This window comes from Pseudomonas sp. Y5-11 (assembly GCF_022368695.1).
Classification (GTDB): Bacteria; Pseudomonadota; Gammaproteobacteria; order Pseudomonadales; family Pseudomonadaceae; genus Aquipseudomonas; species Aquipseudomonas parakoreensis.
Map to the genome: position 1 here is coordinate 4079232 of NZ_CP058974.1, position 14922 is coordinate 4094153.

The following is a 14922-nucleotide window of genomic DNA, read 5'->3' on the forward strand; positions in this document are numbered from 1 at the left end:
GATTCTGATTTCAAGAACAAGATCAAAAGATCGCAGCCTCGTTTCACTCGACAGCTCCTACAGTGGGTTGATGCTCAGCTTGCAGTGGGCAACCACAGCCTGAACCGCGCCCCACCCAGCGGCGAACTTTCTACCGTCAGCGTTCCGCCCTGCGCCTCCAGCGCCCGGCGGCTGATGGCCAGGCCCAGACCAAAACCACCGGTAGCGCGGTCGCGGCTGCGATCCAGGCGATAGAACGGTTCGAAAATCCGCTCGCGCTCGTCATCCGGGATACCAATCCCATCATCGTCGACCCAGATCCCGCAGCCATCAGGGCTGACCTGCACGCCAATCTGGATACGCTTCTCGCAATAGCGCATGGCATTGCGCAGCAGGTTCTGGATCGCTCGGGCGGTCAGACGCGGATCCAGCGAAAAGCGTTCGAGCTGACCATGCAGCAGCACATCAATGACGATGTCCGGTGATTCCAGCTCTTCATCGACGCTGCCCAGAATGCTGTCGATGAACTCATCCAGCGAAACCTCAACCTGTTCCGGTAAATGCGCCGGATTCTGCAGGCGGCTGTAAGACAACAGTTCCAGCACCAACTCATCCAGTTCACGAATGTGCGCCACCAGCCCTTGCAGGCGCTCGCGACTGGTCGCCGGCAAATCATCGGACAGCGCCAGGGCCAGACCGAAATCCAGACGGGTCAGCGGCGTGCGCAATTCGTGAGACACCGCATTGAGCAGGTCGCGCTGCTGGTTGAGCAAATCCTCGATATCGCCGGCCATGGTGTCGAAAACATTGGCCAGGCTGCCGATGTTGGAGCTGGCGGGAATCTGCGTACGCTCGCTCAGGTGGCCTTTACCGAAGCGCTCGGCGGCACCCTTGAGACGCTCCAGATCACGCCAGTGCGGGCGAATCCACAACAGCAGGCAGGCGAGCATGGTCGCGCCGATCAGCACGTTGATGCTCCAGTACAACAGATTGACGTCCAGCGGATCCGGTGGCACCACCATTTGCACCGCGACATCGTCGTTCAGTGGCGTGACCGCCAAGGTGCGCCATCCCCAATCGCCAATGCGCACCACGTTTTCCCCACGGCGCAAACGCGCCTGCTCGGGGGCGGTGAAACCAGCGTCGTCGATGCGCGCCAGAACGATGTGCAGCGGCTGAAAGTCCTTGTCCATCGACTGCGCCAGCGCCGGCCATTGATCCTGCGGCACCGCGTGAAACTGGCGGGTAATCAGCGATTGCAGGCCCCGGGAATAGTCGAGGTTATAAGTGATAAAGCGCTCGCGGAACGCCATGATCACCAGATCCGGCACCAGATAGATTGCCGCGCTGTAGGAGACGATCGTCACCAGGTACAGGCGAAACAGGATTCTGAACATCAGCTCAGCATTCCCATTCGGAACGGCTGAACAGATACCCCTTGCCCCACACGGTCTTGATCTTGCGCGCCTCGCCGGCGTGGTCGTCGAACTTGCGCCGCAGCTTGGAAATCGCCACGTCCACCGAGCGATCGGTGCCGTTGAACTCGATGCCGCGCAGGCGTTGCAGAATCTGATCGCGGCTCAGCACTTCACCGGCATGCCGGGCCAGCACCACCAGCAAATTGTATTCGCCGCTGGACAGCTCCACCGGTTGATCGCGCCAGGAAACCGTGCGTTCGGACAGGTCGATGCACAGATTGCCCATGACGATCCGGTCATTGACCGTCATCGGCTCACCAAGGCTGCTGCGTCGCAGCAAAGTACGCACCCGAGCCAGCAGAACCCGTGGCTCGCAGGGCTTGGTGACGTAATCGTCGGCGCCCATTTCCAGGCCCAGCACCTGATCGTGGCTGTCGTCGCGGGCGGTCAGCATAAGGATCGGCAGCGTCGCCGAATCGGCCCGCAGCAGACGGCAGACTTGCAGGCCGTCAAGCCCCGGCAGCATCAGGTCGAGAATGACCAGATCCGGCGGATTGATCCGTGCCCGTTCACGCACATGGTCGCCACGACCGATCACGCTGACGGAATAGCCGTTGCGCTCCAGGTAGCTGGAAATCAGTTCGGCGAGGGCGGTGTCGTCTTCGACCAGGAGGATGTTGGGCATGGGGGTGTTCCAGATATTGCTGTGGTGGATGTCAGACCCTCTTCGCGAGCAGGCTCGCGCCCACATCGATTTTGCGTCGTTCACAAAACCTGTGTGGGGGCGAGCCTGCTCGCGAAAGCGGTCCAACCGTCACAAAAGAATTCAAGGCGTAAAGGATATACGCCCTCACCCGTCCCTGAGTAAAACCCTTACACAATTTCACACAGCGCCTACAAAGCTTCACCGCTACCCTCGGCGTCTGGCCTTAGGATGCGGGCTTCAATATTGGGGGTGGTACATGTCGAAAAAACTTCTGGCCGGGCTCGGCCTGATCGCTGTTGCGTCGTTGCTGAGCGCCTGTGATTCGTCTTCGAAGGCCGAAGAAGAAGCGCCGCCGGCCACCGTGCGTATCGAAACCATCGAAACCCGCCCCCTGTCGATCAGCAGTGAACTGAGCGGGCGCATCGCCGCACCGCGCATCGCCGAAGTGCGGGCTCGGGTGGCTGGCGTGGTCCTGCAACGCACGTTCCGCGAAGGCAGCGACGTGAAAAAGGGCGACGTGCTGTTTCGCATCGACCCGGCACCGTTCAAGGCTGATCTGGACAGCGCCGAAGCCGCGCTGCGCAAGGCCGAGGCCAACGCCTTTCAGGCAAAATTGCAAGAGCAGCGCTACGCGCAGTTGATCGACGACAAGGCCATCAGCGCTCAGGACTACGACAACGCCCGCGCCAATGCCCGGCAAACCGCCGCCGACGTGGCCGCCAATAAAGCCGCAGTAGAGCGTGCGAAGCTGAGCCTCGGCTACGCCACCGTCACCGCGCCGATTTCCGGGCGGGTCGGCCGCGCGCTGGTTACCGAAGGCGCGCTGGTCGGGCAGAACGAAACCACGCCACTGGCGCTGATCCAGCAACTCAATCCGATCTACGCCGACCTTACCCAGTCGACCCGTGAACTCAACGAACTGCGTCGCGCGTTCCGTTCCGGGCAGTTGCAGGCAGTCGGTCAGGATCAGGTCAAGGCCACACTGATTCAGGATGACGGCAGTCTCTATCCGTTACCGGGCAAGTTGCTGTTCAGCGACATCACGGTCGACCCGGGCACTGGCCAGATCATCCTGCGCAGCGAGTTCCCCAATCCCGATCTCGACCTGTTGCCGGGCAGTTTCATCCGCGTACGCCTGCAACAAGCGACCGTGCAGAACGGCATCACCGTACCGCAACGTGCAGTGCAGCGTGACAGCGCAGGTATCGCTCAGGTGCTGACTGTCGACCAGCAGATGCGCGTGGCGCAGCAACCGGTGCAACTGGGCGCAGTGCAAAACGACCGCTGGATCGTCACCGGCGGCCTCAAGCCCGGCGACCGTATTGTCATCGAAGGCCTGCAACACGCCCGTCCCGGCGAAAAAGTGCAGATCGACGACACCCCTCTTCCCCTTGCCCAGACTTCTGGTCAGTAAGCAGGACGCTCTTCTATGCCGCAGTTCTTTATCGACCGCCCGGTGTTCGCCTGGGTTGTCGCGCTGTTCATCCTGTTGGCCGGTGCGCTGGCCATCCCGCAATTGCCGGTGGCGCAGTACCCCGACGTCGCGCCGCCACAAATCGAAATCTATGCGGTGTACCCCGGTGCCTCGGCGCAAACCGTCGATGAAAGCGTGGTCAGCCTGATCGAAGAAGAGCTCAACGGCGCCGATCACCTGCTGTACTTCGAATCGCAGAGCAGCCTCGGCAGCGCGACGATCAAGGCCACCTTCCAGCCGGGCACCAACCCGGAACTGGCGCAGGTTGATGTGCAGAACCGCCTCAAAGTGGTCGAGTCGCGCCTGCCGCAGGCGGTCAATCAGCAAGGCCTGCAGGTGGAAAAAGTCTCCGCCGGCTTCCTGCTGCTGATCACCCTGACCTCCAGCGACGGCAAACTCGATGACGTAGCGCTCAGCGATTACCTGGCGCGCAACGTGATGAACGAAATCAAACGCATCGACGGCGTCGGCAAGGCCCAACTGTACGGCGCTGAACGCGCGATGCGGATCTGGATCGATCCGCAGAAGCTGATCGGTTTCAACCTGACCCCGGCCGACGTCAACGCCGCCATCGTCGCGCAGAACGCCCAGGTATCGGCAGGCAGCATCGGCGATTTACCCAATCCGTCTACGCAGGAAATCACCGCGACCATTCTGGTCAAGGGGCAGCTGTCGACGCCGGAAGAGTTCGCCGACATCGTGCTCAAGGCCAACCCCGATGGTTCTACCGTACGCATCGGCGATGTGGCGCGGGTCGAGATCGGCAGTCAGGAATACCAGTTCGGCACGCGCCTGAACGGCAAGCCGTCCACCGCCGTTGGCGTGCAACTGGCGCCGGGGGCCAATGCGCTGGCGACCGCCACGTTGATCCGGGCGAAGATGGACGAGTTGTCGCGCTACTTCCCGGCGGGCGTCGAATACAAGATTCCGTACGACACCTCGCCGTTCGTCAAAGTCTCGATCACCAAAGTGGTCTACACCCTCGGCGAGGCGATGCTGCTGGTGTTCGCGGTGATGTTCCTGTTCCTGCAGAACATCCGCTATACGCTAATCCCGACGCTGGTGGTGCCGGTGGCGCTGATGGGCACCTTCGCGACCATGCTCGCGCTGGGTTTCTCGATCAACGTGCTGACCATGTTCGGCATGGTGCTGGCCATCGGCATTCTGGTGGACGACGCCATCGTGGTGGTGGAGAACGTTGAACGGATCATGGCCACCGAAGGCCTGTCGCCGAAAGAGGCGACGCGCAAGGCGATGACCCAGATCACCGGAGCGATCGTCGGCATCACGCTGGTGCTGGTGGCAGTGTTCATTCCGATGGCATTCATGCAGGGTTCGGTGGGCGTGATTTACCGGCAGTTCTCGCTGTCGATGGCGACGTCGATCCTGTTCTCGGCATTCCTGGCCCTGACGCTGACGCCTGCCTTGTGCGCCACGCTGCTCAAGCCGATTGCCAAGGGCGAGCATCATGAAAAGAGCGGTTTCTTCGGTTGGTTCAATCGCCGCTTCGAGCAACTGACCGATCGCTATCAAGGCTGGGTCGGTTACGCGCTGAAGCGCAGCGGACGTTATCTGTTGATCTATGGCGTGCTGCTGATCGGCATGGGGTTGTGCTTCGCGCGGCTGCCCTCCTCGTTTCTGCCGGTCGAGGATCAGGGTTACACCATCACCGATATTCAGCTGCCGCCGGGCGCGAGCAAGAACCGTACGGTGCAGGTGGTCGAGCAGATCGAGGCGCACAACGCCAGTGAACCGGGGGTGGGCGACAGCACGGTGATTCTCGGCTTCAGTTTCTCCGGCAGCGGTCAGAATGCCGCGCTGGCGTTCACCACCCTGAAAGACTGGTCGGAACGCGGCAGCGACGATTCGGCTACTTCCATTGCTGACCGCGCCAACATCGCCCTGAACCAGATCAAGGACGCCATCGCGTTTGCAGTGTTGCCGCCACCGGTCGACGGCCTCGGCACATCCAGTGGCTTCGAGTTCCGCCTGCAGGATCGCGGCGGTCTCGGTCACGCGACGTTGATGCAGGCGCGTACCGAATTGCTCGCCGCCGCCGAGAAAAGCCCGATCCTGATGAACGTGCGCGAAAGCGCGCTGGCCGAAGCGCCGCAGGTGCAACTGGAAGTGGACCGCAAGCAGGCCAACGCGCTGGGTGTGTCGTTCGCCGACATCGGCAACGTGCTGTCCACCGCCGTGGGTTCTTCGTACATCAACGACTTCCCCAATCAGGGGCGCATGCAGCGGGTGGTGGTCCAGGCCGAAGGCGATCAGCGCAGTCAGGTCGATGATCTGCTGAAAATGCACGTGCGCAATAACGCCGGGCACATGGTGCCGCTGTCGGCTTTCGTCCAGGCGAACTGGACCCAAGGCCCGGCGCAACTGACCCGTTACAACGGTTACCCGGCGATTGCGATTTCTGGCGAACCGTCGCCGGGGCACAGTACCGGTGAAGCGATGGCAGAGATTGAACGACTGGTCGCCCAAGGGCCGAAAGGCCTGGGTCAGGAATGGACCGGGCTGTCGCTGCAGGAACGTTTGTCCGGCAGTCAGGCGCCGATCCTGCTCGGCCTGTCGCTGCTGATCGTGTTCCTGTGCCTGGCGGCGTTGTATGAGAGCTGGTCGATTCCGACTTCCGTGCTGCTGGTGGTGCCGCTCGGTGTGCTTGGCGCAGTGCTGGCGGTGACTTTGCGCGGGATGCCCAACGACGTGTTCTTCAAGGTCGGCCTGATCACCATCATCGGCCTGTCGGCGAAGAACGCGATCCTGATCATCGAGTTTGCCAAGAGCCTGTACGACGAAGGTCACGATCTGATTGACGCCACGTTGCAAGCGGCGCGTCTGCGGTTACGGCCGATTGTCATGACGTCGCTGGCGTTCATTCTGGGCGTGGTGCCGTTGGCGATTGCCACGGGCGCGAGTTCGGCGAGTCAGCAAGCGATTGGTACCGGAGTAATTGGCGGGATGATCACCGCGACTTTGGCGGTGATCTTTGTGCCGGTGTTTTTTGTGGTTGTGGTGAAAGCCGTAACCCGATGGGCCGGAAAAAAATGATGCTTCACTATAAGACGGTCGGCTTTTACACCTGTCAACATTGACAGGTTCGCCGATGGCCTGAGGCGTTTAGGCTAGCTCCTGTCACGTTTCACTTCGCGGTTTGACTTGAATCAAGAGCTGCTCATGTCGAATGTCAAGGGCAATGCAGATGGCAACCGCTGATGTCGATGGTCTGAAGCCGCCAGTGAAGGGAAGCTACGGATTCGAGTCTGGTCAGGGCAGTGTTCGTGGAAAGACTCGCCGTTGGTATCGACCCTTTTTACCGAGCGATTCGAGGGACAGTCACTTTTTTCAAGCTCCCTGCTGTCGGCTCAGACAAGGGGCAGATTGAAGCCGAATTCGAGTTCCAGGGGCAGAACGGGGATCCTCTTCCGGAAATCGTGACGGTCTCCAAAGGCAAGCTTCATATCCAAAACCGATGCTTTTATGCGCCAGTCCATCTGAAACGAAAAAACCTTGAACCTCTGTCAAAGCTGACAAAGGTTCAAGGTTTTTTTGTTCGCCCTCCTGCCACCTGCCAGAACCCACACCCATGCTATGGTTTGCTCGACACCGTCAACACAGAGCCTGCCATGCGCTTCCTCGCCCGCACCCACCCTCGCCTCTCTGCCGCCGCCTTGTTAGGCCTTGCCGCAGGCCTCCTGGCCCCAGCGGAATCCGTCATCAGCAAAATCCTCATCGGCTGGAACGCCGGGGTCTGGACTTACCTGATCCTGATGCTTTGGCTGACCATCCGCGCCAAAGCGCCGGACGTCAAACGTATTGCCGAAGTCGAGGATGAAAATGCCGGGCTGGTGCTGTTTGTCGTCTGCATCGCGGCGTTGGCGAGCCTGGCGACCATTACCGTCGAGCTGGCTGGCAGCAAGGATCTGGAAGCCACCCGTAAACTCCTGCACTACGGTTTTACCACGCTGACGGTCATCGGCTCGTGGCTGCTGATCGGGGTGATTTTCTGCGTTCACTATGCCCGGCTGTTTTACACCTGGGACGGCAAGGAGCCGGCGCTGCGATTTGCCGAAGGTCTGACGACGCCCAACTACTGGGACTTTCTGTACTTCTCGTTCACCATCGGCGTGGCTGTGCAGACGGCGGATGTCGGCGTGGCAACGCGGGAGATTCGAAAGATCGTGCTGGCACAGTCGCTGATCGGTTTCGTATTCAATACGGCGATTCTGGGTTTCTCGATCAACATCGCCGCCGGATTGTTCGGCTGAGCGCAAAAAAACGCCCCGACATCTCTGCACGGGGCGTTGTTGTTTCAGCGCATCAGAAGAAATAACTGACTCGCAGGCTGCCACTCCAGTCCTGGTTGACAGTATTGCCCTTGCTGCCGCCAACCTGGCCCGAAACCTGCCAGTTGCGTTGTGCCGGCGTCCACTTCAGACCCGCTCCATATTCAACCCCGCTGCTGGCGCGATCATCATCGAAGCTGTCGTCGTTGATCTTGATCCGGTTGGCTTTGACGAACTCATGGTTGGCACCCAAAGACAGGCTCGGCTCCAACAGACTGCCGTTTTCAAGCGCAATGACTCGCCCCCCCCTTACACCGACATTGCCCTGAAGCGAACGCATGGTGTCGGCTTCGACTTCAAGACCGTTGTCCAACCGATAGCTGTCGCTCTGGGTCACACCGGTCGATACCCGGACCTGCGGCTCGACAAACCAGTTGTCCTTCAGGCGAATATGCTTGCCGACCGCCACCGAACCGCTGGCGCCCAGAGCCTTGTAATCGCCCTTAGCCCGCGTGCCATCGCTCATGGTGACCTTGGCCTTGTTGTCGAACTGATTGACCTTGGCCATGACGTTGACGAACACGCCGCTTTCAACATCGTAGGTGCTGCCGTAGACGCCGACGTTCAGACTGTCGACCGTCGCGCTGGAGCCGTATTTGAGATCCATGTTGGTACGGCTGGAACCTACAAAACCACCGATCACCCAAGGGCGACCGCCGATGTCCACGGTGGTATCGGCACCACCAGTGACGCCGTTCTGGTTCTGGGTGTAGCCGTCGCCGTAGGCATTTTTGACGTTGTACTGGTTGCCATAAGTGCGTACCCAGACGCTGTTGCTCAGCTTGGTGGTATCACTGTCACTGGCCGCGCGAAGCGCAGCATCGGGGCGGATACTCAGACCACGATCGCCGATCTGGTCGCTGAGCATGTTCATTTCGGCGTTCAGCACGCTGCGGGCACTGCCGGCCAAAGCCAGCGCGGTGTTGGCCGAGGTGCTGACAGTTTCCTTGTCCGGGGTGAGGTATAAGCCCTGCCCCTCCTGCTTCAATCGGTAAACGAATGTGCCGGCATCCACTGTGTCCTTGTTGGCCAGCGCAAAAGCAGCAGTGCCGGCGGCAATGTTGCCGACTTGCACCGGTTCTGCAGTAACCGGCGTCGTGCCCGTGGCAGAAACCAGCAATTGATGCTGACCGCTTGCGGTGCCGGTCACGTTCAGGAAGTCGGTACTGCCTGTTCCCAGGTCGGTGCCCATCACGAAGGTGCCGTTACCTGTGAGATTGCCGACGTTCAGTCGCTGAAATTGCTCGTTGGTGCCCATTTGCACGACACCATTGTTCATGCCCAGTTGCTGCACGGTGCTGTCGTCGGTCATGACCCATCGCGCAGCATTGTTGATGGTCAGGTTAGCCGAGTTATTGATCTGGCCGGTGAGTACCGAACTGTTATCCAGCAGCACACTGCCGTTGGCATCGCTGGTGACGTTACCGGTCAGCGTGCTGCCATTGTTCAGCGACAGGCTGGCGACATTGTCGACGTTACCGTTGATGGCTGAGCCATTGTCCAGGCTGACAGTGGCCGCGGTTCCCGCCACGGCTTCTACGTTGCCGTTCAAGGTAGCGCCGGTGTCGAACCGGGACCGGGTGACATTCTGCAGATTGCCGTTGAGCGTGGCGCCGTTCTGCATCAGCAGTGCAACCGTACTGCCGGTCTCGGCATTCACATCACCTGCCAGGGTACTGCCATCGACATTGAAGTTGGCGGTGGAGCGGTTGATCGCCTTCAAAACCGAGCCATCGCCGCCGATCAGTTCAGAGTTGCCACTGACATTGATGTTGGCGACAGTCCCGGCCCTGGCGGAGGAACCCAGCACGATAGCTGACCCGGTTCCACCGTTCACGCGAGTATTGTCGAGCGTCACGGTACTGGCGTTGACGCCTTCCGAGTCCGTCACGATTTGCAACCCGTCCTTCGCGCCAGTGATCGTGCTGCCCGTCGCTGAAAGTGTTGCGCCGCCCAATTGCACGCCGTAACTGGTAGCGCCCGTGCCGACGACAGTGGAGTCTGTAAGGTTCAGCACGGCAAAACCTACCGCGTTTACACCGCCAGTCACGCCGGTGATGACACTGTTACCCGAAACGGTGGCGGAGGAAGAGGCTGGCGTGTTGATGTTTCGTCCCAGCAGAAGCCCGAAACTGTTGGTACTGGTAATCGTCGAGTTGTTGATCGTTGCATTGCTGTTGAGCAGTTGAATGGCTCCCCGGCCCGCCGCGCTATTGACCGTGGCGCCGGTCATATTCAACGAGGAGGTGTTGGCATCGATACGCCGGCTCTGGCCACCGTTGAAAACGACATTGGCATTTTGTGAAGCGATGGTCAGCGCTGTCGCGTTGTTGACGGTCAACGTTCCCCCCTGGGACACCACCCAGGCTTCCGGTGCAGGTGGATTGGTGACCACTTCACTTTCGCCCGGCAACAGGGTTCGGCTGTAGGCCTCGGGAGAGGCGATCAACGCCGCTGCCATCATCAGTCTGATAGTGTTCGAGTGTTTTGGAAGGAAAAAAATGGACATGGGTACTCCTCAAACCTGCACGATTACAGAAACTGTTTTTTGGCAGTGTTGAAAGCTCCCACCCAAAAAACGTCCGACAGCCTAATGAGAAAACCGAATGTTTAATGTAGGAATAGTCCTTATATGAGTGACGATTTGTCCTTCAGAAGTGAAGACATTCAGGATATTTCCCTCCTTGATATCGGTAGAAATCGCGAGAGAGACCGTCAGATCCCTCTCGCGGTGCAAACAACCTCCACTCTGTTAATCAACACAGCGTTAAGCAGGAGCCACTGTCAGATCGCAATACTGGAAGCTGCTATTGATGGTATCCAGAGGTTTGATGATCGGAGCTGACGATTGCGTACCGCCAGCAGCCGTATACCAGTACTTCCCATACGCAATGACACCTCGCTTCGGCTGTGCAGCCTTGAATTTTGTGGCAGTACCTACACCTGCAACGTCAGGCACATCGGCAGCCTTGATGGTGTAAGGTTGCGAGTCCGCCGTACCGTTAATCAACTGTGTACCTGCAGCATCCGAGTACGCTTCAAAGTGTGCGGTAATAATGGTGCCTGGCGGTAATAACGGGTCTTTTTTGATATTCAGCCCCATCACATAATTACTCGTAGGGCTGATCATCGCGAAGCACTCGATATAGTCGCGAGTTGCTGGTTTGCGGACATTGACCGTTGGAGGCGGCAGCAAGATCGGGATCTGGTCGACTACCACTGTTTGAGGCAAGGATTTATTGATGTTCTTACCCAGTCCCGTGATTTCGATCGTGTAGCGGGCCGTATCGCTTGGTGGTTTCAACTTTGCCATTTCACTTGCCGGGATAGCAACAGAAAAACTCGACACAGGCCTAAACGGACTAAATGTTTCAAAAGGTACTGTAGCGTTACCCAAGTAACACTTGACCTCATGCTCCGGCAGAATGTCCGGATCGTTCAGGGCGTTTGTCACTGTAAATGTGCCTGGTTTGTCACGATCAGTGGCCGCCACAACGTTTGCAACACCGGAAGCCCCCGTCACAACCGGTAGTTGGAGATCCGCGTTCTCCAGATCAGGTGGATTCGTAGGTATTACACCCGCGACACGCGAGTCAAAAGTAAAGGTTGCAATCGGTGATTCGGCATCAGGCGAAAGACCGGCACGCACTATTAAGGAGTTGATATTAATGTCGACAGGGCTATCGGGATCAGCAAACAGCGGATGTATATTTTTGAAGTCAATGCTGTAAGTCAAATTACCGTTAGCCCATGGCTGTTTCGCAGTCTCGAAAGAAACAATGACATCGTTGGCTTTAGTAAGCACCAGAGAGATTTGATCCCCCGGCTCCGCGTCTTGAATTGTCGAGTTTTCGACGATAGCCGTAAGCGCGATGGGGGCTGGAGGTGTAGCCGTGCTGAGAAAATCTTCCCAGTAAAGCGTCGTGGTGTAACTTGGATCAGTCTTCGGCACCAATGGGGCTTTATTGATCGATGGTGCTAATGGTAATTTCAATGTCAGCAAGGGTGCAGAAACAGATTCCTGGCCTTGATTACCGATCCAGTCGGTCCATTCATAAATCCAATTGACGCGCCCGTTGGGGAATACAAGCAACTCGGTGCTAGGAAAACTGAACTTACCCGTCGCATCGACAGTTCCATTGAAGACCTCAACTCTTTGCGTACCGGAAACAAGCCAGACTCTTAAATTGTCATCGACCCTGCGCCCGAAATACCCGACGTTAACCGTACCCTCCACATCTTGATTCGAGTTTATCCAAGTGGAATCAACCGTCTTTTGTGCATCCGCAGGACCGTTGTCAAAACTTGGAGCGGGCGTTGGCTTGATTTTTTTGGGAGGGTTTTTTGTATCGACCGGCGCGAGTTGGTCAACGATAAACTCCACTTGGCCGTCATCGAAATTACCGCCCCCCTCTTTGTAGTACCTGACCAGCAGCTCCCAAACAGTCGGGCCTGGGGATGTCGCCTTTTCCTTAAACAGATTCGCGTCCAAGTCCAACGGGATAGGCGAGACAGGTCGACCAGCGATAGGGCCAAGCACCGCGTCATCCGGGTAATCAATCCAGGTCACTTCGCCTTTTTCACGATATTTGAATCCAACTTCATCATCATCATGTTCATCATCGGGGCGAGCCAGGTTGATCATCAATTTACCGGAATCCATCATGGCCTTCTTGATAAAACCACCCGCCAGCGTATCAATTGTTATAGTCAAGTTAAGAACCCCACCACCTGACAAAACAGAAACCGGGCGTTGTTTTCTAGGTACAAATGTAATTCCCATTGTCGTCTCTCCTTGCGAGTTCAGGCCGGAAGGGCCAGATGTACCAGGTGTTATTCGATCGATTTTCACCAATCCTTCTTTTGATTCAGCAACGAGCCTGCTGCCATCAAACACCTGACAAATAAAAACAGCGGAGCCATAATTTCCCAACGAACTTATATAGCTTGGAAATGGCACTTCATGCATAAAGCCATTTATTATTTCTTTATCGGAAAGCGTTCTCCTCCATTGGCCAAAAGCTTCTTCCACTTCCGTACCACTTCCGTTGATTGACTGGTATCCCCTCCAGGTAATCACTGCAACATATCCCGACAGCGCAATGTTAAGCAGGGAAGGAATTTTTACAGCACCGCCACTTGTCAATGGAGGAATTTTGTCGTTATTCCAGTACCCCCAGGTTGTTGCACCCACCGGCGAAGGTTCCGAAAAGGTTAAAGGCAGCTTGTGATTAATGGTCAGTTTACGGAGTGGAGATAAATCCGGATTACCTCCACCTCTCTTCCATAAATTGTAATAAACATGCGCAACACCGTTAGTTGCCATTTGTTGAGGCGTCAAAGGCACATAAACAAAAGTATCAATAATTCCCGCTGGATATTCATTATCAAAAATAAGTGTTTCTACTGAGTTTTGTACCCAGAACACCATCAGTTGATCTTTGGGTCCCGTGTCATCCGGGCGAGGTATTTTGATTCGAGTACCAGCCAGCAGGATATCTCTGGGAATATGTCCGTCCAGATCATTGTCATCAACACCTTCAACTGAAAGAGGTGCGGAAAATATGCCGTTTGAAGGACTGTTTCTGGAAAAATCAGCTGAACTCATGATTCAAATCCACCACATTAATCGGAGTTCCGTTTGTGAAATCCCCTGCTGATCCGTTGGTCAAATTAGGCGCTTCTGTATGTCTTTCTCCAACTGTCAGATCTGACAGGTGCAGCTACCGCCTGTCGGAAACGGTGGACCTTTTTTCCAATCAGCCCCCCACCCTTCACTTGACGCAGCCAAGGAATCTGGTGTTACCTGAAACCGGTTTCAGACAATAAGAAGACTTAACCGTGAACGATTTCTCCGCCGCCCAGCGCAGCCGCGTGACCATGCTTGATGTCGCCGAACACGCCGGCGTGTCCAAGGCCAGCGTCTCGCGCTTTATCGGCGATGACCGTGCCCTGCTCTCCGATACCATTGCCCAGCGCATCGAGCAGTCGATTGCCGAACTCGGCTATCGCCCCAATCAAATGGCCCGTGGTTTGAAACGCGGCCGGACCCGCCTGATCGGCATGCTGGTGGCCGATATCCGCAACCCTTATTCAATTGCCGTGATGCACGGGGTGGAAACCGCCTGCCGGCGGCACGGCTACAGCCTGGTGGTGTGCAACACCGACCGTGATGACGAGCAGGAACGTCAGCACCTGGCGCTGTTGCGCTCGTACAACATCGAAGGGCTGATCGTGAATACCCTCGGCCATCACCGTGACGAACTCCACGAGCTGCACCGCGAGATGCCGTTGGTACTGGTGGACCGCAAAGTGGAAGGCCTGGACAGCGATATGGTCGGGCTGAACAACCCACAAGCTATCGAGATGGCGCTGGAGCATCTTCAACATCGTGGCTATCGCGACGTGCTGATGGTGACCGAACCGTATGACGGCACCAGTTCGCGGATCGAGCGGGTCAGCAGTTTTCAGGCGCAGATTGCCCAGCGCTCCGGGCTGACCGGGGCAGTGCAGGAAACCAGCGACGCGCTCGTCACTGATCTACAAACATTTTTAAACACCAAGGCTACCGGCCCCAAAGCACTGTTTTGCGCCAATGGCGTGGCGGCGCTGGCCTGCACGCTGGCCTTGCGCGAAATCGGGTGTCGGCTATTCGAAGATCTCGGGTTGATTGCCCTGGATGATCTGGATTGGTACCCGTTGGTGGGCAGCGGAATTACCGCCCTCGCCCAGCCGACGGCCGAGATCGGTGCGCGGGCGTTTGAGTGTTTGCTCAAGCGTTTGCGGGGGGATGTTGAGGTGACCCGCAGGCTGGATTTTGCGCCGGTGCTGGTTGAGCGCGGGTCTACCCGAGGGAATGGTGGTGTTTGAGCTGACGCGTTCGCTGGCAAGCCAGCTCCCACAGGGTTTTGTGGTGTCAATGCAATCTATCCCATACCCCGGAACATTGTGGGAGCTGGCTTGCCAGCGATGCGGCCCGAAAGGCCATCACAGAAC

General features: G+C 57.6%; 8 protein-coding genes. 4 read left to right on the forward strand and 4 right to left on the reverse strand.

Going from position 1 to position 14922, the window contains the following annotated elements:
- Window positions 1-74 precede the first annotated feature (74 nt).
- Window positions 75-1376, reverse strand: a complete 1302-nt coding sequence (locus HXW87_RS17930; protein WP_239777089.1) for an ATP-binding protein — start codon at window positions 1374-1376, stop codon at window positions 75-77.
- 4 nt (window positions 1377-1380) lie between these two features.
- Window positions 1381-2082 (reverse strand): response regulator transcription factor, encoded by a 702-nt coding sequence (locus HXW87_RS17935; RefSeq protein ID WP_007963407.1) that lies wholly within the window; start codon window positions 2080-2082, stop codon window positions 1381-1383.
- A 277-nt stretch (window positions 2083-2359) separates the two neighbouring features.
- On the opposite strand from HXW87_RS17935, the gene HXW87_RS17940 reads away from it, so the two are divergent.
- The 3 genes from HXW87_RS17940 (at window position 2360) to HXW87_RS17950 (ending at window position 7848) form a co-directional block, all read left to right on the forward strand.
- Window positions 2360-3517 carry an efflux RND transporter periplasmic adaptor subunit gene (locus HXW87_RS17940; RefSeq protein ID WP_121185355.1) on the forward strand — a complete coding sequence of 386 codons (1158 nt, stop codon included), beginning with the start codon at window positions 2360-2362 and terminating at the stop codon, window positions 3515-3517.
- 15 nt (window positions 3518-3532) lie between these two features.
- Window positions 3533-6631 (forward strand): efflux RND transporter permease subunit, encoded by a 3099-nt coding sequence (locus HXW87_RS17945; protein WP_239777091.1) that lies wholly within the window; start codon window positions 3533-3535, stop codon window positions 6629-6631.
- A gap of 575 nt (window positions 6632-7206) precedes the next feature.
- Window positions 7207-7848 carry a DUF1345 domain-containing protein gene (locus HXW87_RS17950; RefSeq protein ID WP_095666623.1) on the forward strand — a complete coding sequence of 214 codons (642 nt, stop codon included), beginning with the start codon at window positions 7207-7209 and terminating at the stop codon, window positions 7846-7848.
- 52 nt (window positions 7849-7900) lie between these two features.
- Here HXW87_RS17950 and HXW87_RS17955 read toward each other — a convergent pair whose 3' ends face one another.
- Together HXW87_RS17955 and HXW87_RS17960 are read right to left on the reverse strand one after the other, a co-directional pair.
- On the reverse strand, window positions 7901-10435 hold the full coding sequence (locus tag HXW87_RS17955; protein ID WP_239777093.1) for an autotransporter outer membrane beta-barrel domain-containing protein: 2535 nt from the start codon (window positions 10433-10435) through the stop codon (window positions 7901-7903).
- 258 nt (window positions 10436-10693) lie between these two features.
- On the reverse strand, window positions 10694-13534 hold the full coding sequence (locus HXW87_RS17960) for a hypothetical protein (RefSeq protein WP_239777095.1): 2841 nt from the start codon (window positions 13532-13534) through the stop codon (window positions 10694-10696).
- 233 nt (window positions 13535-13767) lie between these two features.
- Between HXW87_RS17960 and HXW87_RS17965 the strand changes: the two genes are divergently transcribed.
- The gene (locus HXW87_RS17965; protein ID WP_121185351.1) at window positions 13768-14796 is read left to right on the forward strand and encodes a LacI family DNA-binding transcriptional regulator; all 1029 of its coding nucleotides are present in this window, start codon (window positions 13768-13770) and stop codon (window positions 14794-14796) included.
- Window positions 14797-14922 lie beyond the last annotated feature (126 nt).

Excerpts from the sequence above, each read along its gene's own strand:
- HXW87_RS17940 (WP_121185355.1), top strand. The coding sequence starts at position 2,360 with ATGTCGAAAAAACTTCTGGCCGGGCTCGGCCTGATCGCTGTTGCGTCG.
- HXW87_RS17960 (WP_239777095.1), bottom strand. The coding sequence starts at position 13,534 with ATGAGTTCAGCTGATTTTTCCAGAAACAGTCCTTCAAACGGCATATTT.
- HXW87_RS17945 (WP_239777091.1), top strand. The coding sequence starts at position 3,533 with ATGCCGCAGTTCTTTATCGACCGCCCGGTGTTCGCCTGGGTTGTCGCG.
- HXW87_RS17935 (WP_007963407.1), bottom strand. The coding sequence starts at position 2,082 with ATGCCCAACATCCTCCTGGTCGAAGACGACACCGCCCTCGCCGAACTG.
- HXW87_RS17930 (WP_239777089.1), bottom strand. The coding sequence starts at position 1,376 with ATGTTCAGAATCCTGTTTCGCCTGTACCTGGTGACGATCGTCTCCTAC.
- HXW87_RS17950 (WP_095666623.1), top strand. The coding sequence starts at position 7,207 with ATGCGCTTCCTCGCCCGCACCCACCCTCGCCTCTCTGCCGCCGCCTTG.
- HXW87_RS17955 (WP_239777093.1), bottom strand. The coding sequence starts at position 10,435 with ATGTCCATTTTTTTCCTTCCAAAACACTCGAACACTATCAGACTGATG.